This window comes from Rhizobium jaguaris, from assembly GCF_003627755.1.
Lineage (GTDB): Bacteria > Pseudomonadota > Alphaproteobacteria > Rhizobiales > Rhizobiaceae > Rhizobium > Rhizobium jaguaris.
The window spans coordinates 4,449,615-4,471,598 of record NZ_CP032694.1; the positions used below are offsets into that span (position 1 = coordinate 4,449,615).

Annotated in this window: 22 protein-coding genes; 4 read left to right on the forward strand and 18 right to left on the reverse strand. The window is 59.3% G+C overall.

Annotation, left to right across the window (positions count from 1 at the left end):
- Nucleotides 1-124 precede the first annotated feature (124 nt).
- The 12 genes from CCGE525_RS21545 to CCGE525_RS21595 form a co-directional block, all read right to left on the reverse strand.
- Nucleotides 125-805 carry a helix-turn-helix domain-containing protein gene (locus CCGE525_RS21545; RefSeq protein WP_205587409.1) on the reverse strand — a complete coding sequence of 227 codons (681 nt, stop codon included), beginning with the start codon at nt 803-805 and terminating at the stop codon, nt 125-127.
- 334 nt (nt 806-1,139) lie between these two features.
- Nucleotides 1,140-1,298: a hypothetical protein gene (locus tag CCGE525_RS38390; RefSeq protein ID WP_162950232.1), complete on the reverse strand. Its 159-nt coding sequence runs from the start codon at nt 1,296-1,298 to the stop codon at nt 1,140-1,142.
- Between the two features lie 166 nt (nt 1,299-1,464).
- Nucleotides 1,465-1,653, reverse strand: coding sequence for a hypothetical protein (locus tag CCGE525_RS21550; protein WP_120706069.1), 189 nt, complete (start codon nt 1,651-1,653; stop codon nt 1,465-1,467).
- A gap of 164 nt (nt 1,654-1,817) precedes the next feature.
- The gene (locus tag CCGE525_RS21555) at nt 1,818-2,567 is read right to left on the reverse strand and encodes an ABC transporter ATP-binding protein (RefSeq protein WP_120706070.1); all 750 of its coding nucleotides are present in this window, start codon (nt 2,565-2,567) and stop codon (nt 1,818-1,820) included.
- Entirely contained in the window at nt 2,564-3,397 is an 834-nt protein-coding gene (locus tag CCGE525_RS21560; protein WP_120706071.1) for an ABC transporter ATP-binding protein, read from the reverse strand. Before CCGE525_RS21560 ends, CCGE525_RS21555 begins: the two co-directional genes overlap by 4 nt.
- On the reverse strand, nt 3,394-4,320 hold the full coding sequence (locus CCGE525_RS21565; protein ID WP_120706072.1) for an ABC transporter permease: 927 nt from the start codon (nt 4,318-4,320) through the stop codon (nt 3,394-3,396). Before CCGE525_RS21565 ends, CCGE525_RS21560 begins: the two co-directional genes overlap by 4 nt.
- Nucleotides 4,317-5,384 carry an ABC transporter permease gene (locus CCGE525_RS21570; protein WP_120706073.1) on the reverse strand — a complete coding sequence of 356 codons (1,068 nt, stop codon included), beginning with the start codon at nt 5,382-5,384 and terminating at the stop codon, nt 4,317-4,319. The genes CCGE525_RS21565 and CCGE525_RS21570 overlap by 4 nt, the downstream gene beginning before the upstream one ends.
- A gap of 21 nt (nt 5,385-5,405) precedes the next feature.
- Nucleotides 5,406-7,046: an ABC transporter substrate-binding protein gene (locus CCGE525_RS21575; RefSeq protein WP_120706074.1), complete on the reverse strand. Its 1,641-nt coding sequence runs from the start codon at nt 7,044-7,046 to the stop codon at nt 5,406-5,408.
- A gap of 37 nt (nt 7,047-7,083) precedes the next feature.
- Nucleotides 7,084-8,151, reverse strand: a complete 1,068-nt coding sequence (locus CCGE525_RS21580) for a dipeptidase (RefSeq protein WP_120706075.1) — start codon at nt 8,149-8,151, stop codon at nt 7,084-7,086.
- Between the two features lie 177 nt (nt 8,152-8,328).
- Nucleotides 8,329-9,354: an ABC transporter permease gene (locus CCGE525_RS21585; RefSeq protein WP_120706076.1), complete on the reverse strand. Its 1,026-nt coding sequence runs from the start codon at nt 9,352-9,354 to the stop codon at nt 8,329-8,331.
- Between the two features lie 32 nt (nt 9,355-9,386).
- Nucleotides 9,387-10,928 (reverse strand): sugar ABC transporter ATP-binding protein, encoded by a 1,542-nt coding sequence (locus CCGE525_RS21590; protein ID WP_120706077.1) that lies wholly within the window; start codon nt 10,926-10,928, stop codon nt 9,387-9,389.
- 69 nt (nt 10,929-10,997) lie between these two features.
- On the reverse strand, nt 10,998-11,927 hold the full coding sequence (locus tag CCGE525_RS21595) for a sugar ABC transporter substrate-binding protein (protein ID WP_120706078.1): 930 nt from the start codon (nt 11,925-11,927) through the stop codon (nt 10,998-11,000).
- A gap of 391 nt (nt 11,928-12,318) precedes the next feature.
- On the opposite strand from CCGE525_RS21595, the gene CCGE525_RS21600 reads away from it, so the two are divergent.
- Entirely contained in the window at nt 12,319-12,825 is a 507-nt protein-coding gene (locus CCGE525_RS21600; protein ID WP_120706079.1) for a DUF1993 domain-containing protein, read from the forward strand.
- 21 nt (nt 12,826-12,846) lie between these two features.
- Here CCGE525_RS21600 and CCGE525_RS21605 read toward each other — a convergent pair whose 3' ends face one another.
- From CCGE525_RS21605 to CCGE525_RS21625, 5 genes are all read right to left on the reverse strand, one after another.
- Nucleotides 12,847-14,403 carry an alkaline phosphatase family protein gene (locus CCGE525_RS21605; RefSeq protein WP_120706080.1) on the reverse strand — a complete coding sequence of 519 codons (1,557 nt, stop codon included), beginning with the start codon at nt 14,401-14,403 and terminating at the stop codon, nt 12,847-12,849.
- Nucleotides 14,381-15,364 (reverse strand): UDP-glucose 4-epimerase GalE, encoded by a 984-nt coding sequence (gene galE / locus CCGE525_RS21610; RefSeq protein ID WP_120706081.1) that lies wholly within the window; start codon nt 15,362-15,364, stop codon nt 14,381-14,383. The genes CCGE525_RS21605 and galE overlap by 23 nt, the downstream gene beginning before the upstream one ends.
- A gap of 149 nt (nt 15,365-15,513) precedes the next feature.
- Nucleotides 15,514-16,197, reverse strand: coding sequence for a DUF1275 family protein (locus CCGE525_RS21615; protein ID WP_120706082.1), 684 nt, complete (start codon nt 16,195-16,197; stop codon nt 15,514-15,516).
- Nucleotides 16,198-16,308: 111 nt separating this feature from the next.
- The gene (locus CCGE525_RS39050; protein WP_120706083.1) at nt 16,309-16,497 is read right to left on the reverse strand and encodes a hypothetical protein; all 189 of its coding nucleotides are present in this window, start codon (nt 16,495-16,497) and stop codon (nt 16,309-16,311) included.
- Between the two features lie 128 nt (nt 16,498-16,625).
- Nucleotides 16,626-17,192, reverse strand: coding sequence for a cytochrome b (locus CCGE525_RS21625; protein WP_120706084.1), 567 nt, complete (start codon nt 17,190-17,192; stop codon nt 16,626-16,628).
- A 237-nt stretch (nt 17,193-17,429) separates the two neighbouring features.
- On the opposite strand from CCGE525_RS21625, the gene CCGE525_RS21630 reads away from it, so the two are divergent.
- Nucleotides 17,430-18,716 (forward strand): nucleotide sugar dehydrogenase, encoded by a 1,287-nt coding sequence (locus CCGE525_RS21630; protein WP_120706085.1) that lies wholly within the window; start codon nt 17,430-17,432, stop codon nt 18,714-18,716.
- A 4-nt stretch (nt 18,717-18,720) separates the two neighbouring features.
- On the opposite strand, the gene CCGE525_RS21635 is transcribed toward CCGE525_RS21630, so the two are convergent.
- The gene (locus tag CCGE525_RS21635; protein WP_120706086.1) at nt 18,721-19,653 is read right to left on the reverse strand and encodes a UDP-glucose 4-epimerase family protein; all 933 of its coding nucleotides are present in this window, start codon (nt 19,651-19,653) and stop codon (nt 18,721-18,723) included.
- Nucleotides 19,654-19,842: 189 nt separating this feature from the next.
- On the opposite strand from CCGE525_RS21635, the gene CCGE525_RS21640 reads away from it, so the two are divergent.
- The gene (locus tag CCGE525_RS21640) at nt 19,843-20,418 is read left to right on the forward strand and encodes a sugar transferase (RefSeq protein ID WP_120706087.1); all 576 of its coding nucleotides are present in this window, start codon (nt 19,843-19,845) and stop codon (nt 20,416-20,418) included.
- Nucleotides 20,419-20,594: 176 nt separating this feature from the next.
- Nucleotides 20,595-21,980 (forward strand): O-antigen ligase family protein, encoded by a 1,386-nt coding sequence (locus CCGE525_RS21645; RefSeq protein WP_120706088.1) that lies wholly within the window; start codon nt 20,595-20,597, stop codon nt 21,978-21,980.
- Nucleotides 21,981-21,984: the final 4 nt, after the last annotated feature.

Consider the following 21,984-nt stretch of genomic DNA (forward strand, 5'->3'; position numbering starts at 1 on the left):
GAGGCATTCTCCTTAGGCTGATTTCTTGCGATCGGAATTCAGCAGGGCTTGGCAGGTTGAGCCCTCCATATCCCGCAGAAGATGAACTTAAACTGAACTCCCTCAAAAGATTCGCAAATTCCTCTCACGAGCCGTTTTTCTCAGGGTAGGAAATGATCGACAGGAAGCGGATCGGCAGGCTTACGAGCACTTCCGGACCGTGCGGCGCATCGGCGTCGAAGAACAGACTGTCGCCGGGCCGCATCGCATAGAGCTTATCGGCATGACGGTATTCGACCTCGCCTTCCAGCATGTAGATCAGCTCCAACCCTTCGTGTTGAAACGCCGGAAAAACATCGGAATCGGCAGTCAGCGTGATAAGATAGGGTTCGACCTGCAGTCCGCTAGATCCGTTGCCGATGTGACCGAGCAGATTATACTGATGACCGGCGCGCGTACCACGCCGCTCCATCTCCAAACCCTCGCCCGCCTTGACGAAGACGGCATTGCGCTTTTCCTCGAAACGCCGGAAAAACGACGTGACGGGCACGCCGAGCGCCCGCGCCAAGGCTTGCAATGTGGTCAGAGAGGGAGAGGTGTTACCGTTTTCGATCTTCGAGAGCATGCCGAGCGATATGCCGGTGGCCGAGGCAAGATCGGCGCCGGTGATGCCGAGCTTCTTGCGAAAGGCGCGGACCTCGTGGCCGATCGCCAATTCGAGATTGTTCTCCTTCGCGCCGCGTAGCGCATGCGGGTCCTGTTTCAGAACCGCCGTCGCTCCGTGAACACCGTTCCGCCTGCTGTGCCCAGCCTCCGCCTTCGTCATGCTTCCGCCCCGTTCTATTTTGTATTTTGGCGGAGCTTACTGTTTTCATGAAGCGCATTCTATTGGGAACAAGAAATTTTCTTTGCCCGGCGAAGTTTTGACAGCGCTGAGAAAGAAGAATTGCCGTAGCGGAAGGATTTCAACTTGGAATGAGAAGGGGCGACGCAGCGCCAAATCGGGCTCATCTGGATATCCGCCCGATCAGCCTCTGCTGCCGTTGAGAAAGAAAAGGGGGATTAAACTTAAGCCACGACCATGTGGCACACACCACATCAGCAGCCATCCGTCGATGATCATGATCGACCACTGCCGGTCATGTCATCTTTGCGAGGGTTCAGACCACGATGCCGAAGACGATGGCGGCAATGAAAAGGAACGCAGCGGAAAACAGCGCAACGTGAATCGCAGTCTGAATCTTATGCCGCGTCGCTGCGACACGCTTCGAACCGTCGAACTGATTCACATGCGTATTCGACATACCCAAATTCGCCATGTGTTGCCTCCGTTCGTTTTTTGTCGATGTTTCACGAGACCAGCCCGCGCTCGACATTCATACAATCCCTATCAATTAGGTAGAGATGATTTTTCGTCCAGGGGACAGCGAAGAAAAAATAAACCACTGGACTACGGTCAGGCTCGAAAGATCAGCAACGCCAAATTCAGCAGAGAATGCGGCGAGCCCAGATCAAGGTGCGCTCTACGGCGCTTGCTTCAGGAGCCGGAGTTTCGGTTGGACCGATCTGACCGCGGCTCTTTTCTTCCGGCAGAGTGACGGTCAACACGTCCTCCTCTTTCGCCGGCATTGGCGGATGAAGATAACCCATGGTCATGCCACCCATGAAAAACATGCCTGCCTCCACTCGTGTATGACCCAAAACTGGGATCACGAAAGTTAACCGCCATTAACGGGATCATGACAGAAATGCGGCAGGTGTCAATAGTCTATACGATTGGTCGTCTTTTAAACACTCCTTAACTAAAAGAGTGCTGAAAGCCTAATGATTACAGTTTGTTAAGCGCGGACGAACCCCTTGCTAGCAATCATCAGATTACGCGTGTAATCCTGCTTGACATCGCCGGTCGCCAATTCTTTTGCGCTCAGCCGCTCGACGATGGCCCCGTTCTGCATCACCACGAGGCGTTCGCACATATGGGTGACGACGCCGAGATCGTGGCTGACCATCACGAATGTCAGACGGCGATCCCTGCGCACTTGCTCCAGCAGATTGAGCACTTCCGCCTGTACGGAAGCGTCCAGCGCCGAGGTCGGCTCGTCGAGCAACAGGATCGACGGCTCGACGATCAGCGCGCGGGCGATGGCCACGCGCTGACGCTGGCCGCCGGACAATTGATGTGGATAGCGGAAACGAAAGCCGTTGCCGAGGCCGACCTCGTCAAGCGCCCGCGTGATGCGCGTCTCGCTGTCGCCGATGCCGTGGATTGCCAGGGGTTCCAGCAGCAGCCGATCAATGGTCTGACGCGGATGCAGGGAGCCGTAGGGATCCTGAAACACCATCTGCACCTGGCGATAGAAAGTCTTGCTACGTTTCGAACCCGTCAGCGCCTCGCCATCGATGCGGATGGCGCCGCCGCTGACCGGCGCAAGACCGGCGACGGCGCGCAACAGGGTCGATTTGCCGGAACCGGACTCGCCGACAAGGCCGAATGATTCGCCCTTGTCTACACCGATGCTGACGGCATCGAGGGCATAATAGCCATCATAGACGACGCTGAGGCCGTCGACTGCAAGCGCTGCCGTCATGCCGCCCACTCCGGTTTGCGGTCGAGAACCGGCAGCGGATGGCGGTCCTCGCCGATCACAGGCATGCAGTTCAACAGGCCGCGCGTATAGGGATGCTGCGCATTGTTGAGCTCGGAAGCCTTTAGTTCCTCGACGATCTTGCCGGCATACATGACGATGACCCGGTCGCAGAAGGAAGACACCAGCCTCAGATCGTGCGACACGAAAATCAGCCCCATGCCGCGTTCCGACACCAGCTTATCCATGATCCTGAGCACATCGAGCTGCACGGTGACGTCGAGCGCCGAGGTCGGCTCGTCGGCGATCAGCAGTTCCGGCCCGGCGATCAGCATCATCGCGATCATCGCGCGCTGCCCCATGCCGCCGGACACCTCATGCGGATGCAGGTCGTAGACGCGCCTGGGATCGCGGATCTGCACGGCTTCCAGCATGGCGAGCGCACGGTCGCGTGCTTCCGCCTTGCTGACTTTCTCATGCGTGCGCAGCGTCTCGGTGATCTGCCGGCCGATGGTCATCACCGGGTCGAGCGAATATTTCGGATCCTGTAGCACCATGGCGATGCGTTTGCCGCGCAGTGACCGGCGCTCCCTGGCTGAGATCGACAGCAGCTCGATGCCGCTGAAATTCAGCCGGTCGGCGGTGACGATGCCATGCGACGACGTGAGCCCCATGATGGCGCGGCCAGTCTGCGACTTGCCGGAACCGCTCTCGCCGACGATGCCAAGCCGTTCGCGCCCGAGCGTGAACGACACGCCGCGTACCGCTTCTATGATGCCGGTGCGTGTGGGATAGCGAACCCTCAGGTTCTCGACCGTCAATAGCGTGGTCATTGGCCGCTCTCCCTCGGATCGAGCGCATCGCGCAGACCGTCACCGAGCAGGTTGAAGCCGAGGCTGACAATCAGGATGGCGATGCCGGGCATTGCCGCGACCCACCATTGGTCGAGATAGTATTTGAACCCGGTGGCGATCATCGCACCCCATTCCGGCAGTGGCGGCTGTGCGCCGAGGCCCAGGAAGCCGAGGCCCGCCGCCGTTAGAATGACGCCGGCCATATCGAGCGTGACGCGCACGATCACCGAGGAGATGCAAAGCGGCATGATATGGCGGAAGACGATACGGATTGGCGATGCCCCCATCAGCTGCACGGCGGCGATGTAGTCTGAGCGCCGCACGGTCATCGTCTCGGCCCGCGCCAGGCGCGCATAGGGTGGCCAGGAGGTAATGGCGATCGCGATGATGGCGTTCTCGATGCCGGGGCCGAGCGCACCAGCAAATGCGAGCGCCAGCACCAGCTTCGGGAAAGCGAGGAAGATATCGGTGATGCGCATCAGCACGGTATCGGTCCAGCCGCCTGCATAGCCAGCTATCATACCGATAAACAGGCCCAGCGGCGCGGAGATGATCGCGACGAGCACAACGATATAGAGGGTCCATCGCGACCCGTAGATCAGGCGGGACAGTATATCACGGCCGAGATTGTCGGTGCCGAGAAGATAGCCGCCGGTGCCGGGCGGCTTCAAATAGGCATTGGTAAGATCCCCGATGCTTGGCGGATAGGGGGCGATAACATCGGCAAGTGCCGCCACGAGAATGAGGGCGACGATGATCAGCAGTCCGAGAACGGCCAGTCGATTGGCGGAAAATTGCCGCCAGGTGACATAGGCGCGCCCGAGGCTCGCTTGTCGGCGCGACCGCGGCCGATCCGACAGCAGCCACTCACGCCAGGAAAGTTGCGTGGTCCCAGCCGTCATTTACGTCGCGTCCTTGGATCTAGAGTGCGATAGAGCAGGTCGGAAAGCAGGTTGATCCCGACGAAGACCGTACCGATGACGACCGTGCCGCCGAGCACGGCGTTCATATCGGCGTTCTGCAGCGAACTGGTGATATAGAAACCGATGCCCGGCCAGGAGAACACGATCTCCGTCAGCACCGAGCCTTCCAGTAGCCCGGCATAGGAGAGCGCAATCACCGTGATCAGCGGCACGACGGCGCTGCGCAGCGCATGGCCCCAGATCACCCGCGTCTCCGAAAGTCCCTTGGCGCGAGCAGCGACGATATATTCCTGACCCAGCTCATTCAGCATGAAACTGCGCGTCATGCGGCTGATATAGGCAAGCGAGAAATAGCCGAGCAGCGAGGCAGGCAGAATAATGTGGCGGAATGCGTCCCAGAACACATCCCATTGCCCCTGCATGGCGCTGTCGACCAGATAGAAGCCGGTGATCGGCGTGAATGTATATTCGTAGGCGATGTCGATGCGGCCGGGATAGGCCACCCAGCCCAGCTGGGCATAGAAGATGAGGAGCGACACCATTGCAAGCCAGAAGACCGGCACCGAATAGCCGACGAGGCCGATGACGCGGACGATCTGGTCGATGAAACTGTTGCGGCGCACGGCAGCGAGCACACCAAAGGGGACGCCGAAAGCCGCGCCGATGATCGTACCAACGGTCGCAAGCTCCATCGTCGCGGGAAAGACGCGCCTGATGTCGTCAATCACCGGATTGGTCGTCAGTACCGACGTGCCGAAATCGCCGGTCAACGCACTCAGCAGATAAAAATAGAACTGCACATAGAGCGGCTGATCGAGATGCATTTCGCGGCGCAGGCGCTCCAGCACCTGCGTAGGCGCATGGTCACCGGCAATCGCCAATGCCGGATCGATCGGGATGACGCGCCCGATGAAGAAGGTGACGGCAAGAAGACCGAGATAGGTCGTGACCGCCACGACCAGGAAGCGCAAAACACCCATCAGAATGGGCGCGGCACGGCCCTTTTTGGGCCGCACCTCCATTTTCCGTTCGACTGTGCTCAAAGAACTAGTCCTATCGGACCATCACTTCGACACTGGCCAGACAAAGTTGGTGTCGAAGCTCGGACCGAGCTTGAAGTCCTTCACATCCTTGCGATAGCCGGCGACTTCCGTCTGCTGGAACAGGAAGACGAAGGGGCTGGCATCCAGGTACTTCTTCTGGATATCCTGATACATGGCGCCGCGCTTGGCGGCGTCGACCTCGAACAGGGCGGCTTTGGTTTCCTTGTCCAGTTCAGGCGTCGTCCAGTCATTGCGCCAGGCAAGCGTCTTATTGGTGCCTGCGTCGGAATTGTCAGGATTGTTCGTGAAGGTATCGGCATTGGAATGGGGGTCCCAATAGTCGTTACCCCAGTTGCCGAAATAGATATCGTGGTTACGGGCACGATACTTGGTGAGCTTTTGCTTGCCGTCGCCCGGAATGATCTCGACCTTGATTCCGGCCTGGCCTAGCGTCTGCTGGACCGAAGTGGCCACACCGGTATCCGGCTCGATGCTGCGCACGTCCATCGTCACGGAGAAACCGTTCGGCAAGCCGGCCTTGGCCAGCAGCTCCTTTGCCTTCGCGACATCGAGCTTGAACGGATTTTCATCCAAAGAGCCAAGCATGCCCTTCGGCTCGAAGGTCTGATGGATTTCGCCGATGCCCTTGATCAGCGTCTTGCTGATGGCGTCATAGTCGACCAGGTACTTGAACGCCTGCTGCACTTCCGGCTTGGCAAGATTCGGGTTCTTCTGGTTGAGGCTGATGTAATAGATCGTGCCCTTCGGCGCACTCGTCGAGGTGAGCTGTGCGTTCTTCTCGATAGCGGCCGCATCGGTCGGCGACAGGTTGCGGGCAACGTCGATGTCGCCTTTCTCCAGTGCCAGACGCTGTGCCGAGCTTTCCTTCATGAAGCGGTAGATGACGCGGGCGAGCTTCGGCTTGGTGCCGTAATAATTGTCGTTGCGCTCCAGAACGACGGCTTCGTTGGCGCGCCATTCGCGCAGCTTGAACGGGCCGGAGCCAGCAAAGCCGGTCTTCAGCCAGCCATTGCCGAAATCGTTGTCATATTTGTTGTCAGCCGACGGCGTTACCGGCTTCACATGCTGCATGACCAGCTTCTTGTCGACCACTTCGGCAACGGTCGCCGTCAGGCAGTTCAGCACGAAGCTCGGTGCATAAGGCTTGTCGACGGTGAAGGTGAACGTGCTGGGATCGGTGGCTTTCGCCTTTTCCGTGACATTGGCGCCCGTCAGGCCGAATTGGGTGAGAATGAAGGCCGGGCTCTTGTCGAGCTTGACGACGCGCTCGAAGGACCAAGCGACGTCATCGGCGGTGATCGGATTGCCGGAGGCGAATTTCAGGCCGGGCTTCAGCTTGAACGTATAGGTCAGGTGATCGTCGGACACCGACCAGCTCTCGGCAAGGTCGCCCTGGATCTTGGAGGTGTCGTTGATGTCGAGGCGAACGAGCAGGCTGTAGGTGTTGCCGGTGACTTCGGCAGCGGAGAGTTCGTAAGCTTCAGCCGGGTCCATACTCAGGATGTCATCGAAGGCAAAACCTTCGACCAGCGTATCCTTCGGCGTCGCAGCGTATGCGCTCGGCACGGCCATCGTTAGAAGTGTGAGAGCCGCACCGGCCGAAAGAGCGCGGAAGTTGCGGTTCATCTTGGTCATCATCATGTTTTCGTTCCCTTATTTTAGCTTTTGTTACTGTATGTTATGCACGCGATCCGCTGCTTTCTCCCCAAGCAGACGCCAGAATCCGAAGCCAGTTCTCCCTGCATAGCTTCACAAGATCGGTTTCACCATAGCCAACGTTCCTGAGCGCAGCAATCAGCTTTTGATTGCCTGCTGCATCGCCGATTTCCTCCGGAATCGTCGCCCCGTCGAAGTCCGATCCGAGGCCGACGCAATCGATGCCGACACGTTTGACGAGGTGGTCGACATGGCGGACCATCGCCTCGATCGGCGTGTTGGCATCCGAACGGCCGTCCTCGCGCAGCATGGCGGTCGCATAGTTCAGGCCGACGATGCCACGGCTCTCCTTGATGGCGTCGAGTTGCTTGTCGGTCAGATTGCGGGCGACAGGGGTCAGCGCATGCGCATTGGAATGGCTGGCAACCAGCGGCTGGTCCGTTGTTTTCGCCACATCCCAGAAGCCTTTTTCGGTGATATGGGCGAGGTCGATGACGATGCCGAGGCGGTTGCATTCGCGCACCAGCGCAAAACCGGCATCCGTCAGACCCGGGCCGGTATCCGGCGAACTCGGATAGGCAAAGGGTACGCCATGAGCAAAGACGTTGTTGCGGCTCCAGACAGGACCGAGCGAGCGCAGGCCGGCCGCATAGAAAGTTTCGAGCGCGACGAGGTCGGCGCCGATGGCCTCGCAGCCTTCCATATGCATTACCGCTGCGAAGATGCCCTTTTCCATGCAATCGCGGATTTCGGCAGTCGAGCGGCAAAGCTTCCAGACACCGGCGCGATCGAGCCGGAGAGCGATCGCTGCCATTTCAAGCGCGGTATCGAGCGAGGGCGCCCGTTCCAGCGGCGGCGAGAGCGGCGTTGCATAGTGGCCATTGCGGTCGGGATCGGCGAAGACGAGATTGCCGGAGGGGATATAGATGGCGCAAAGACCCCCGGCCAGCCCGCCGGCCTTGGCGCGCGGCGCATCGATATGGCCGGCCGATATTCCATCCCTGAATTCAGCGACCGGATCGGTACCCTCGCGCGCGTGATTCCAGAGTCTCAACAGAACGTCGTTATGGCCATCGAATACGGATTGCATTGTCTATCCTGGATAAAGCGCTCGAACGAGCGGAGTGGAAGCGGCCAGAATAGAAAAGATGGCGGGATTCGCCATACCTAAATGAAAAAAATCTGCATTAGCATAGAATGTCGCAGCAAACGGAAAAGGCGGGAGCAAAACTCCCGCCCTGACATATCAGGCAAAGCCTCGGTCGTTTCAGTGTTTAACCCGCTTCTTCTGGCGGTAAACGTCGATTGCGACAGCGGCGACGATGATGATGCCCTTGGCGATCTCCTGGTAATAGGCGTCGACGTTCAGGAACGTGAAGCCCGAGATCATCACCCCGAGAATGACGGTGCCGATGATCGTACCGGTGATTCGGCCAACACCGCCGGTGAGCGAGGTGCCGCCGATGACGGCGGCGGCGATCGCGTCCAGCTCGTAGGTCACGCCCATGCCGGCCTGCGCCGTCTGGACGCGGGCGGCAGTGATGATACCGGCCAGACCGGCCAGAAGTCCGGCGATCGCATAGACCTTGACCAGATGCGCCTCGACATTGATGCCCGATACCCGCGCCGCTTGCACATTGGCGCCGATCGCATAGGTGAACTTGCCGTAGCGCGTGTAGCGCAGCACGATGTGGAAGACTAGCGCGACGAGGAGAAACACCACGACGGGCCAGATGCCGGTGCCGATGAAATTGAACTGATCAGTGAGGCCGGAAACCGGTTGACCCTTCGTGTACAATTTCGACAGGCCGCGTGCCGACACCATCATGCCGAGCGTCGCGATGAACGGCGGAATCTGGGTTTTCGTGATGAGCTGGCCGTTCACGTAACCGGCAGCAAGGCCGATCAGCAAACCGATGCCGATCGGAACGAAAAACGGCATATCGGTCAGCGCTGGATAAAGCGCCCGCGCCCAAGTGGAGGACTGTGCGAAGCTCGCCGCTACCATGGCAGTCAGCCCGACGACGGAGCCCGATGAAAGATCGATGCCGCCGGTGATGATGACCTGCGTCACCCCGACCGAGATGATGCCGATAACGGAGACCTGCAGGATCATGATCTTCAGGCGCTGTATATTGAGCAGAAAGCTCTGGCCGACGAAAATCCAGCCGAGGATTTCGCAGACGAGTGCAATGCCGATCAGTACGAGGAAGATGCCGAGCTCCGGCGGCACGCGGCGGCGCCTGGGACGCGTCACGGACGGTGCGGTCGCCTCTGCAACTTTGCTAACCATGGTTCAATCCTCCTTTGCGACGGCCGGCCCGATCATTGCGCCGCCAGCTCCATCACCTTGACTTGGGTTGCATCCGCACGATCGAGAAAACCGGTCACCCGTCCCTCATGCATCACCATGATGCGGTCGCTCATGCCGAGCACTTCGGGCATTTCCGATGAGATCATGATGATGGCGACGCCGTTGCGCGCCATCTCCGTGACCAGACGGTGGATTTCCGCCTTGGCGCCGACATCGATGCCGCGGGTCGGCTCGTCCAGAATCAGAATTCGCGGATTGGTGAGTAGCCAACGGCCGATCAGCACTTTCTGCTGGTTGCCACCGGATAGATTTTCGACACGCTCGTCGAGGCTCGGCGTCTTGATGCGCAGCTTGCGCGCCATGTCGTCGCAAGTCGCCTCGATCGAGCCCTCCTGCACGAAACCGGCCTTCACGAACTTGTCGTGCAGCACGGCGACCTGCATGTTTTCGAGTACGCTGAGGATCAGCAGACAGCCGGTATCTTTCCGGTCCTCCGTCAGAAACGCCATGCCGTGCCGGATCGCCGCCGCCGGCGAGGAGATATCCGCCTTCTTGCCGAAAAGCTCGATCGTGCCGGATGAGGCCGGCGTCACGCCGAACAGCGTCTCGGCGACATTCGAGCGGCCTGAGCCGACGAGCCCCGCGACGCCCAAGATTTCGCCCGCCTTCACCTCGAAGGAGACGTTGGAGAAGACCCCGTTGAGGCTGAGGTCCTTGACGGCAAGAACGGTCTCGCCGATCGGCACCTCTTCCTTCGGGAACATCTGGGTGATCTCGCGGCCGACCATCATGCGGATGATGTCGTCGCGGGTGACATCGGTGGACAGGTGCGTGCCGATATATTTTCCGTCGCGAAACACCGAGAATTCATCGGCGATCTCGAACAGCTCATTCATTTTGTGAGTGATGTAGACGATGCCGATGCCCTGCGCACGCAGATCGCGGATGATCTCGAAGAGATGCGCCACCTCGCGTTCGGTCAGCGCCGAGGTCGGCTCGTCCATGATCAGCACATCGGAATCGTAGGATACCGCCTTGGCGATCTCGACCATCTGGCGGTTGGCGACCGAAAGCTCCCGCACCTGAATGTCCGGATCGATGGTGATGTTCAGCCGGCGAAAGAGTTCCTCGGTCTTCCTGTTCATCGCGGCATGATCGACAAAGCCCAGACGGTTCTTCGGCTCGCGACGGATCCAGATATTCTCCGCGACTGTCATAAACGGCATCAGGTTGAGCTCCTGATGGATCATCGCGATGCCGTTCTCCAACGCATCCAGCGGCGATTTCAGTCGGATCTCGGCGCCCTTCAGACGCACTTCGCCCTGATCCGGCGTATAGATGCCGGCCAGAATTTTCATCAGCGTCGACTTGCCGGCGCCGTTTTCACCCATGAGCGCATGCACGGTACCGCGCTTCAGACGGAAGGAAACGTCGTCCAGGGCAAGCACGCCCGGAAATTCCTTGCGGATGCCTTCGGCACTCAGCAGATAGGTGGCGTTGGGGACCGCGCCGCTGGCGCGCACGGCAGCCATGGTGGATGGGCTCACAACCATCTTTTCCCTCCGGGGCTGGCGGAATTTGAGGATGCGGGCGCTAGCGCCCGCATCCGTCGGTAACAGCCGTCAGTTCTTCTTGACGAAGTCCTTGGCGTTTGCGGGCGTCACGAGCTGGAAGGGGATATAGACCTTCTTCTCCACCTTATCGCCCTTGGCAAGCTTCAGCGCGGCATCGACCGCACCCTTGCCCTGGCCGGCGGCGTCCTGGAAAACGGTGACTTTGAGGTCGCCGGCCTGCATGGAGGCCAAGGCATCCTGCGTCGCGTCGACACCGCCGACGACGATTTTATCCATCGATTTGCCGGCCGCCTTCAGCGCTTGGATCGCGCCGATCGCCATTTCGTCATTGTTGGAAATGACCGCATCAAAATCGAGACCGCTGGAGAGCCAGTTGGTCATCAAGTCGGAGCCCTGGGTGCGCTGCCAGTTGGCGGTCTGCTCCTGAACGATCTGGATGCCCTTGCAATCATCGGTGGCAAGAACGTCATGCACGTCCTTGGTGCGCATGCGGGCCGCCTGGTTCGAGAGCTCACCCATCATGACGACGGCCTTGCCCTTGCCCTTCAGCAGACGGCAGACTTCCTTGGTTTCCAAGGTGCCGGATTCCTGCTCGTTGGAAGCGACGAAGGCCTGCTTGTCCGGCAAGCTATCGACGTTCGCCGGCTCGCGGTTGACATAGATAAGCGGAATTTTTGCATCCGCTGCCAGCTTCGATATGGCCGCCGTGGCATCCGTATCCACCGGGTTGACGATGATGGCATCGACGTGGCTGGCAATGAAGTTCTGGATTTGGCTCTGCTGCTTGGCGACGTCGTTCTGTGCATCCTCGACCTGCAGCGTCACGCCCTTCATCGACTTGGCGTAGTCCTGCATGCCGTTGCGCAGAACGGTCAGAAAGTTGTCGTCGAACAGCGCCATCGACACGCCGATATTTTCGGCATGTGCGGCCGTCGACAGCATAAGCGCCATGGCGGAACCCAGAATGAGTTTTTTCATGATTTTTCCTCCAACTACGGTGTCCGGCTACACCCCTCCTCAACGCCGGAACCCCCGGTCTCCACCGCAGGGTCAATAATCCGGGCGGCCGTTACTCCCATAACGACAACCCCAAAACGGAACAAACAGACCGTTAAACTCCATATGCGGAATATTTATTCCATTTCTCGGTGGAAACGTCAACACTATTTTGTAGCCGCGCGCCTGGAACCGGCGATCGACGGGCGACAGAAGAAGTTTCAACGGAAAAGGCTGTAAAAGGTGACGATCGGGCCTACATGTGAGCCGCCCAATCCGATGGAACGGACATTCCATCTACATTTGAATGGCGTAAAATACCGTCGATATCAGGCCGAAACCAACCCCCACCGGCCGACAATGGAGAACCAGCATGCCCTCGATGTACCGCTTCTCAGTCCCCGTCTTTCAACGCGGCCTCGCAAACCTTTCGACCTATCTCGACAAGATCGAGGCCTATGCCGCAGAAAAAGGCACCGATCCGAACGAGCTTGTCAGCGCACGCCTTATTGACGACATGCTGCCGCTCTCCGGCCAATTTCAACGCGCCACCGACAGCGCCAAGCTTGCGATCGCCCGGCTGACGGGCATCGATGCGCCACGCTTCGAGGACAATGAGACCACCGTTGCCGAGCTGCGCGAACGCCTGAAGAAGACGCAGGATTTCTTGACGATGGTGACGCCCGAGACGATGGAAGGCACCGAAAGCCGCGAGGTAACGATCTCGCTCGGCGGCAACAAGACCGTGTTCAGCGGTGAAGACTATCTCGCAAGCTTCGCGCTGCCGAACTTCTTCTTCCACGTCACCACCGCGCACGACATCCTGCGCAGCCGTGGGCTGCCGGTCGGCAAGATGACCTATCTCGGCTCGTTTTCATGATAGCCTGCTATCGAAGCGCGATCAGGGCCGGCGCGATACCGGCCCTTTTTCCGTCAGTTCGGTATAGGCAAGCGTCTGATCGAGATGCCGTGCCCTGAGCGACAGCAGCTTTTCGGCGTAAGCAAGCCGGGTTGCCGCATAATCCCGGTCATCGGCGAGATTGGTGAGCTCCATCGGATCATTCGCCAGGTCGAACAGCAGGGGCGGCAGGCCGGCGAAATGGACGTATTTGAAACGCTCGTCCCTGATGACAGCAAGGTTGCAGGCATCCGACTTGAGGCCGAAATGCCGTTCCGCCTCGCTCAGGGCGATATCGCGGAAATCGAACTCCCAGAACGCCGCATCGCGCCAGTCCTGCGGCTCCGCGCCTTGCACGAAAGGCATAAGCGTCTCACCGTCGAGGTGATTGTCAGGCACGAGGCCAAGGCGATCGCAGAGAGTCGGAAAAATATCGGCGGCGCTGGTGAAGCGCTGCACTTCCCCGCCCATGCCGCCGGGCTGTCCGGGATCGCGGATGACCAACGGGATATGATAACTGCCGTCGAAAAAGCCGCCCTTGCCGAGCAACCAGTGATCGCCCATCATTTCCGCATGATCTGATGTGAAGATGATTAGCGTATCATCCCAGGCATCCGCATCCTTCAGCGCTTGCCAGATCCGCCCGAGCTGCGCATCCACTTCGGCAATCATGCCGTAATAGATGGCGCGGATCGCCGACAAATCCTCAGCCGTCCAATCACTCGCTGCCCCCTCGCCGCCATGGATGAAGCCGCCCTTGCCGATCAGCGGCATGGCGAAAGCGAGAAAGGGATGCGCCGCCTGCTCCATCTGGCGGTCGGCAGCGCGAGCAAAAGCCGGACCGTCGCCTGGAGCAAACATGCGGTTATAAGGCTCCGGCACAGAAAACGGCGGATGCGGCCTGAGGAACGAGACATGCGCGAACCATGGCTCGTCCTGTTCGCCGAGCCAGCGAATGAACTCGCCCGCCAGAAAAGCCGTCTGCGTCTCATCCCTGGAATAGGCCGGAGCGGCATTGGAGATTTCACCGGGCTTGGCCCCGACAGGAATATGGATATCGCGGCTTTCGGCCTGGCTATGCCCCTTCGAGCGCAGCCACGACAGCCACTGCCTCTCATGTTCGGGTAGGAGCTGGCGCGCGCTGAAGCCGGGAAGCACGCCCTCATAGGTCGTCAGATGCGGATCGTTCGGATCCATGCCGCGTGGATCCGGTGCCGTATCGGTATAGCCGAACAGCGTCGGATCGTAGCCGGCACGCCGGGCGGCAAGCGCCAGATTATCGAAACGGGCATCCAGCGGAGACCCGTTGCGGCAGACGCGATGGTTCATCTGATAAAGGCCGGTGTAAAGCGTCGCCCGCGCCGGAGAACAGGGCGCCGCACCGGCGAAATGCCGGCGGAACAACACGCCGTCACGCGCCAACGCATCGACATTGGGCGTCTTCACACAGGGATGACCGACGGCGGAAAGACAATCGCCCCGCCATTGATCGGCCGATATCAGCAACACGTTTGAGCGCTTGCCCGAAGCACGCCGCTCAATGCTGGTTGGATTTGGCATGCCAATTCCAGGCCGATTCGATGATACGCGACAAATCATATTTCGGCGACCAGCCGAGAACATCGCGGGCCTTGTCGTTATTGGCGACCAGCGTGGTCGAATCGCCCTCGCGGCGGCTGACATATTCGACCGGGAAAGGCCGGTTCGACACCGTTTCGATCGTCGATAGCAATTCCTTGACTGTGGTGCCCGTACCCGTGCCGAGATTGAGCGCGACCGATTCACCGCCCCGCAGCAGATATTCCACCGCCCGAACATGCGCATCCGCAAGATCGAGGACGTGGATATAGTCGCGCACGCAGGTGCCGTCGCGCGTATCATAATCGCTGCCAAACACCTTGAAGCCTTGGCGGCGGCCAAGCGCCGCATCGATCGCCAGCGGGATGGCATGGGTTTCCGGCGTATGCCATTCACCAATGCGCCCTTCGAAATCGGCGCCGGCCGCATTGAAATAACGCAGCACCACCGAGCGCAGACCCTTGTACTGATCATAATCGGCAAGCGCCTGCTCGACGATATATTTGGTGCGGCCATAGGGATTGATCGGCACCTGCCGGTGGCCCTCATCCAGCGGTACGCTCTGCGGCAGGCCATAGGTCGCGCAGGTGGAAGAAAAGACGAAAGCCCCGATGCCGGCCGCCTGAGCTGCCGACAGCAGCGTCAGCGTGCCGATGACGTTGTTCTCATAGAAGGAGACGGGATCCTTGACCGATTCGCCGACCTCGATCAGCGCCGCGAAATGCAGGATGGCGGCTGGCTTGTATTTCGCCAGGACTTCGTCGAGCCGCGCCCGGTCCCGGATATCGCCCTCTTCCGCCGGGCCCCATTTGACGAATTCGCGATGACCGTTGGAAAAATTGTCGTAGACGACCGGCTGAAACCCCTTATTCGCCAGATCCAAACATGTATGCGAGCCAATATAACCAGCTCCCCCGACCACCAGAACCGTTTCGCCTGCCATAATCACCTCTTCTCAAAGACTGACTGTCCAAGCACGCAGCATCGTGCTCGAATCCCCGCGTAGAGTTAGAGACCTGTAGATCAGTTGCAAGACCAGAAAAAGACGAGAGATTTGCTAGCTCGACGAAGAACGAAGAACGCCGAAACTGTCTATGCCGGCTTTGTCTCGGCCTTGGCCGTATGAAACAGGATTCCTACCAGCGCCAAAATTGGCGGCACGAGGAAACATTTCGTGCCGGCAAACATGAAGAGCAGGGCCGCCGCCGCGCAGCCGCAGGCAAAACCACCGACCGCAGCGCCCATCCGGCCAAGTCTTGCCTTGATGGCGGCTTTCGCCTCCGGGGCAGGTCCTTGCAGGAGATCGGCAATATCGATCATGATTTGCGTCGTCGTACCCGTCATCAGCGTCGTCGGCGGCGCTGAGGCTAGATGAACGCGGTGCAACGCATTCTGAACAGCCATGGCCGAAACCAGCGTCATCCCCGTGAGGATCGCCTGCCAACCGTCACCGCTGGCAAAGGGACCGAAGCTGATGGCAAAGATCGCGGCGAGCAGGAGCAGCAGGAATTTCAACGTTAAGATCATCCGCAGCACTGGCAACTTGCGCCGCGACAGACCATCGCCCAACAGGCGGGCAAGAATCACGACGATGCAGAAGACCGGTAGCGCCAGCAGCTTGGCCGTCGCGCCCGACGTTCCCAGCACCACCGAAGCGCCGAAGGTGACGAAGTTGCCAGTGACATGGGCCGTGAACAGGCCCTGCAAGGCAAGAAACCCGGCGGTGTCGACATAGCCGCCATTGATGCTGAGAAGAGTCGGCAGGCTCGGCTTCATTGGCTCCTCGTTTCGCTGTGATCCAATCCAGATTTCGGTTGTTATCACGCGGAACCGGAGGCGATGTCGAGATATCGCCAGCCATCCTGCAAAGAATTTTGGAAGACTACCCTATTGGCTGTGCTCGTTTTCTTGCGCGGCGATCTCATCGGAAACCTCCCGGATTCGTTCCCTCAAATCCGCCTCGGTTCCGTCGTCGACCTCTCCCTCGCCAAAACAATAGCGCGCTATGTGCAACTCGAGTTTAGATTCCAGCTCCGAGCGTCTAGCATGTAATTGGGCAAGATATTTGTTACGCATCGCGAACCACGCATTCCGAGAAACATCTCTCTGAATACTAAATAAGTTCGCGGCGAAAAGGTTTCGATGGGGGGCGGCGCGACCTTTTGGCCCGCCGCGGCATTCATAGCGAGAAGCGGCCTAGCCGCCTATCCGCGCGCGGGAATCATCCGGACAAGCACGCGGTCACGAAGCACGTAATGATGCATGAGGGCTGCGGCCGCGTGAATTCCCGCAACGGCGATGATCGCCCAGGCGGTATAGTCATGCAGTTCACCGATCACATGCCGCGTTGGCTGATCGACGATGACCAAGGGCGGCACGGAGAACAGGCCGAAGAAGCTCGGTCCGTTGCCGGAGGCCCAAATCATCAGGAAGCCATAGGACACCTGCGAAATCATCAGCACATAGAGAGCAAGGTGGACAAAAGTCGACACTGCATAGTGAAGCCCGGAGACCGCTGGCGCCGTACGCCGATGGGTCGCGATGCGCCACACGATGCGCAGGATGAGGACGACCGCAAGCAGAACGCCGAGCGAGATATGCACGAAGATCAGATCCGCGCGAAGGGGCGTTCCGCGGGCAACGAAGCCTCGGGCCTCAGCCAACGCGAACAAGGTCAGGACCAGAAGGGCTGTTAGCCAGTGGAGCGTGATGGTGAAATGGTCGTAGCGGGCCGCCCGCGCATCCGCGGCGGTCATATTGAAATTACTCATGATTTACGATCTCCTTGGGAGGGACAGGCAGCAAACACGTGAGGCTTCCTCTTTATTCGGCGACCTCAAAAAGATGGGCAGCATACGAAAGCGCCCCGCCGATGCGCCTATTGCAAAGCCTCGGCCCGATAGTCACATTGATCTGACTTGCACCTGAATTGGCGTCTGCAAACAAAGATTTGCGCTGACATGCCGGCGAGGTTTGGGCTAATTCAGGCCGATTGTTCGAGGTAGATTGTGTTGAGCGAAAAAATTGCCGTCATTGGCCTGGGTTATGTCGGATTGCCTGTCGCGATTGCCCTGGCCGAGAAATTTTCCGATGTGGTCGGTTTCGATATCAAGCCATCGCGCATCGCCGCCCTGAAAGCCGGGGAAGACGATACCCGTGAGGTTTCGCCGGCACGCCTGAAGGAAAGCGGGCTGCGCATCAGCAGCGACATTCATGACCTGCAGGACCGCGAAATCTTCATCGTGGCCGTTCCGACGCCGATCGACCGGAACCGGCAACCGGATCTGAGACCGATGATTTCCGCTTCGCGCACCGTCGGCCAGGCTTTGAAGAAAGGCGGCATCGTCGTCTATGAATCGACGGTCTACCCCGGCGTAACGGAAGAAGTCTGCGGCCCCGTGCTTGCCGAGGTCTCGGGCCTGCGTCAGGGCGAGGATTTTCACGTCGGCTATTCGCCGGAGCGGATCAATCCCGGCGACAAGGAGCACACGTTCGAACGCATCGTGAAGGTGGTCGCCGGCGACAACGAGGAAACGCTGGAGAGAATCGCCGCCGTCTATGGCGCGGTGGTCGAAGCCGGCATTCACCGCGCGCCCAGCATCAAGGTGGCGGAAGCCGCGAAAGTCATCGAGAACACCCAGCGCGACCTCAACATCGCCTTGATGAACGAACTGTCGATCATCTTCGAGAAAATGGACATCCGCACGGCCGACGTGTTGAAGGCGGCCAGGACGAAATGGAATTTCCTGCCCTTCACGCCCGGCCTGGTCGGCGGCCACTGCATCGGCGTCGACCCCTATTACCTTACCGCCAAGGCCGAGGAACTCGGCTACCATCCCGAAGTCATCCTCTCCGGCCGCCGTATCAACGACGGCATGGGCGCCTTCATTGCCCAGAAACTGATCAAGATGCTGGTAGCAGCGCAAAAGCCGATCAACGGTGCTCGGATTGGCATCTTCGGCCTGACCTTCAAGGAAAACGTACCCGATCTCCGCAACAGCCGTGTGCCGGACATCATTCGCGAACTGCATCAATTCGGCCTCGAACCGCTGGTCCACGATCCTATGGCCAGCCACCACGAAGCGGAAGAGGAATACGGCGTGCGGCTGGCGGCACTCGAGGATTTCGGCAAGCTTGACGCCCTCGTGCTTGCCGTACCGCACAAGTCCTATCTGACCGACGGCGCAGCGCAGATTCTTGATCTGCTCGGCGAGAATGGCGTGGTGGTCGACGTGAAGGCAGCGCTGGAACAAAGCAATCCGCTGCTCAAAGGGCACGCAGTCTGGAGTCTGTAAGCAGTCAGCGATCCTTCTCGAGTGCCGCAACCGTCAGCCGCAGGCCGTCCTCGATAGAAAATGGCGGCGACCAGCCGGTGATCGCTACTGTCTCGCCGATATCGACTTGCAACGAGCCCAGCAGCCGTTGTGCCGCCGCACGACGCCCAAGCAACGCGGCGAGCCCTTCCAACAAGCGCGGCGGCACGGATAGCAGCAGCGCTCTGCGCCCCATTGCCGAAGATAATTTGCCGATCAATTCGCCAATGGAAAGATCCGCGCCATCGCTGACGAGGAACACTCGGTTCCCCGCATCGGGATGACGCGCGGAGAGCAGGATGAAATCGACGAGATTGCCGACGAACACCAGCGATCTGCGATTGGCAATGAGGCCGAAAGGCCAAGGAAGCGGGCGCTTGGCCCATTTCATCAAGCTCGCGAAATTCGCCTTCACCCCTGGCCCATAGATGAGCGGCGGGCGGATGATGACGACATCCATGTTCGTTTCTTTGCCGATGGCCAGGAGTGCCTCCTCCGCCTCCCGCTTCGACTGCCCATAGGGGTCCTCCGGATGCGGTCTGTCGGACGCCGTAAACGGCCTGCCCCTTGCGGTCGCCTCACCATTGACCTTGATCGAGCTTAGGAAGATGAAGCGCTTTACACCGACCCGCGCCGCCTGCCGCGCCAGATTGACCGTAGCCTCGACGTTGACGGCGCGAAAGGCGGCAAGAGGATCGGCCGCTGTGTCGTTCATGACATGGACACGCGCCGCCAGATGCACGACCGTTTCGATGCCCGCAAGCGCGCCGGCCCAATCCGTTTCGCCATCGAAGCTGCCCAAGGCCAGAAAACCTGGCTTAGGCGTACGGCTGATCGGTCGATAGGCCATCTCTCGCCGCGAAAGCTCGACACAAAGCGCCTCCCCGACAAAACCCGTCGCGCCCGTCACCAGGATCATGCGTCTGCCACCTCTTGTTCCGCCCGGCTTTCACTCCCATCATGCTTTGCACATTCCCTCAGCAGGGAACAAGTCCGACAAAATTCGCGGGCAGAGTGATTGTGAACAAGCCCGTGATATGAGATGCACTCCGCACAAAGCCGTCATCGGCGCAATGAGACACGAGCCCCGGCAGAACCATCAGAAACGATGCCTTATACGATCGCCAAGCGCCTTTTCGACTTCCTTGCCGCCCTCAGCGCAGCCGTGATTTTTTCCATCCCGGTCCTGATCGTTGCCATCGCCGTCCGGCTGACCTCTCCGGGCCCAGTTCTCTACTGGTCGGATCGCATCGGCCGCGAAAACAGGATTTTCCGCATGCCGAAATTTCGCAGTATGCGGACCGACACTCCGGCGGTTGCCACCCATCTTCTGAAGGACGCCAACGCCTATCTGACGCCGATCGGTTCCTTCCTGCGCAAATCCAGCCTGGATGAGCTGCCCCAGCTCTGGTGTATCCTGAAGGGTGAAATGAGCATCGTCGGCCCTCGCCCCGCCCTTTTCAACCAGCATGACCTGATTGCATTGCGCACCGAGCGCGGTGTCGAAGCCCTTCTGCCGGGCCTGACCGGCTGGGCACAAGTCAACGGCCGCGACGAGCTGCCGATCCCGGAAAAAGTGGCGTTGGACGAGGAGTATCTGCGCCGACGCTCTTTTGTCTTCGATCTCAAGATCATTGTCCTGACGGCGCTGAAAGTTGTGCGCAGTGACGGTGTCATTCATTAATGCGACAGCGATATTATAAGATTTCGATATCATAAACGGACGACGCAAAACGCCGGCCACCAAAATGCCGTATTACTGCCTCCTTGCGACCTTACTGGCCGGCAGGCGAAGGCTGAGGCTTTCTGGGATGGCTGAAATGTAGACGAAGGCGGACGAAGATATTGGCTCAGTTGCAGATGAATAAACCACCGGTCGATCTCGCGTCTGGAAATAATGCCGGCGAACTCGTGCCCGTTGTCCTGCCACAAAGCCTGATCATCCTGGGTAGCCTCCTGTGGCTCGTGGTCGTATCGCCGCTATTCGTCGAAAGCGCCGCCTATCGCTATGTCGCTCCGTTCCTCGCCCTCATCGCTCTACACTACTACAGGACGGCATCGGTGCGTCCACGCACCAACTGGCTCGGCTGGCTGTGCATGGGATGGGGTACCTATGTGCTCATTCGCTTCGTCGCCATCTTCCTCATGACGCCGGAGCATACGATCGGTGCATCCGACTGGCTCTATGCCTATCCCTTCTTCTTTCCGATCCTTGGCGTTGCCTTTTTGCTCTATGAACCGGTGCTGGAGAAAATCATCGCCGCAGTTTTCGCCGTCGCGCTCATCATGTTGATCGCCACGCAGCATTTCCGCGATGTCTTTGCCGGCGAAACGGTGCGCCCGCTAATCATGAACAATCAGATTCACGGCGCGGTCGCTTGCGGCATGATCTTGATCTTCACCGCGTTCTGGCTGCTGCACTATCTGACGGACAAATCCAGCAATCGATTGATCGCTCGCTTCGCCTATATCGTCTCGCCATTGATCGCCGCTCTCTGTCTGATGGCCATTTACGGCGCCAAGTCGAAAGGCGTCTGGCTGGCACTCGGCGCCACGCTGCCGGTGCTGGGCTTGGTTACCTTGACTTATCTGCGCTTAAAAACCGGCCTTATCGTCGTCGCCTGCGCGGCGGTGCTTCTGCTAGCCGGCGCTTATGGAGTGCGGCACAATATTGAGAAAACCGCTGGTCCGACGGTGTCTTCCACCATCGAGATGATCGACAACATTACCAAAAATGACGATCTCAGTGACGCCGTGTCTAGCACGATAACCTCCGATACCACGCCCTTTGCCATGGACGCGCGGCTGCAGCTCTGGTCGAACGGCTGGGAGCTCTTCTCCTCCGCGCCTATCTTCGGCTGGGGCGGTGAATGGGTGGAACGCTGGAAGCACACGCGCTATGCCGACGTCCAATATACGCTGCTGCACAACGGCTATCTCGAAATGCTGGTGCGCCATGGCTTGTTCGGCGGCCTTGTCATGACGGTCATTCTCGTCGGGCTCATCGCCAATGTCTGGCGTGCACGCAAGGCAGGCCTCATACCGCGCACCGCCTGGCATGCCTACGCTGTCTGCCTGTTCTTCTTTGCATTGACCTTGCTCAGCAACTCCAACAACCGCCTTGCAATCGGCGAAAGCCTTGCACTGACAAGCTCTGCTTTCGCCTGCTGGTGCAGCATACGCTTGAGTGGGGAACGTCTGCTGATACCGGCGAAAAAACAACAGGCAGAGGCTGTTAGCGCTTGATCAT

Bases quoted from the DNA above. Each gene is read 5' to 3' on its own strand.
- CCGE525_RS38390 (WP_162950232.1), bottom strand. From the start codon at position 1,298: ATGGCGAATTTGGGTATGTCGAATACGCATGTGAATCAGTTCGACGGT.
- CCGE525_RS21550 (WP_120706069.1), bottom strand. From the start codon at position 1,653: ATGTTTTTCATGGGTGGCATGACCATGGGTTATCTTCATCCGCCAATG.
- CCGE525_RS21615 (WP_120706082.1), bottom strand. From the start codon at position 16,197: ATGAAGCCGAGCCTGCCGACTCTTCTCAGCATCAATGGCGGCTATGTC.
- CCGE525_RS21645 (WP_120706088.1), top strand. From the start codon at position 20,595: ATGAATAAACCACCGGTCGATCTCGCGTCTGGAAATAATGCCGGCGAA.
- galE (WP_120706081.1), bottom strand. From the start codon at position 15,364: ATGGCAGGCGAAACGGTTCTGGTGGTCGGGGGAGCTGGTTATATTGGC.
- CCGE525_RS39050 (WP_120706083.1), bottom strand. From the start codon at position 16,497: ATGCGTAACAAATATCTTGCCCAATTACATGCTAGACGCTCGGAGCTG.
- CCGE525_RS21595 (WP_120706078.1), bottom strand. From the start codon at position 11,927: ATGAAAAAACTCATTCTGGGTTCCGCCATGGCGCTTATGCTGTCGACG.
- CCGE525_RS21635 (WP_120706086.1), bottom strand. From the start codon at position 19,653: ATGATCCTGGTGACGGGCGCGACGGGTTTTGTCGGGGAGGCGCTTTGT.
- CCGE525_RS21625 (WP_120706084.1), bottom strand. From the start codon at position 17,192: ATGAGTAATTTCAATATGACCGCCGCGGATGCGCGGGCGGCCCGCTAC.
- CCGE525_RS21545 (WP_205587409.1), bottom strand. From the start codon at position 805: ATGACGAAGGCGGAGGCTGGGCACAGCAGGCGGAACGGTGTTCACGGA.
- CCGE525_RS21575 (WP_120706074.1), bottom strand. From the start codon at position 7,046: ATGATGATGACCAAGATGAACCGCAACTTCCGCGCTCTTTCGGCCGGT.
- CCGE525_RS21605 (WP_120706080.1), bottom strand. From the start codon at position 14,403: ATGCCAAATCCAACCAGCATTGAGCGGCGTGCTTCGGGCAAGCGCTCA.
- CCGE525_RS21580 (WP_120706075.1), bottom strand. From the start codon at position 8,151: ATGCAATCCGTATTCGATGGCCATAACGACGTTCTGTTGAGACTCTGG.
- CCGE525_RS21560 (WP_120706071.1), bottom strand. From the start codon at position 3,397: ATGACCACGCTATTGACGGTCGAGAACCTGAGGGTTCGCTATCCCACA.
- CCGE525_RS21640 (WP_120706087.1), top strand. From the start codon at position 19,843: ATGCCTTATACGATCGCCAAGCGCCTTTTCGACTTCCTTGCCGCCCTC.
- CCGE525_RS21600 (WP_120706079.1), top strand. From the start codon at position 12,319: ATGCCCTCGATGTACCGCTTCTCAGTCCCCGTCTTTCAACGCGGCCTC.
- CCGE525_RS21555 (WP_120706070.1), bottom strand. From the start codon at position 2,567: ATGACGGCAGCGCTTGCAGTCGACGGCCTCAGCGTCGTCTATGATGGC.
- CCGE525_RS21565 (WP_120706072.1), bottom strand. From the start codon at position 4,320: ATGACGGCTGGGACCACGCAACTTTCCTGGCGTGAGTGGCTGCTGTCG.
- CCGE525_RS21590 (WP_120706077.1), bottom strand. From the start codon at position 10,928: ATGGTTGTGAGCCCATCCACCATGGCTGCCGTGCGCGCCAGCGGCGCG.
- CCGE525_RS21585 (WP_120706076.1), bottom strand. From the start codon at position 9,354: ATGGTTAGCAAAGTTGCAGAGGCGACCGCACCGTCCGTGACGCGTCCC.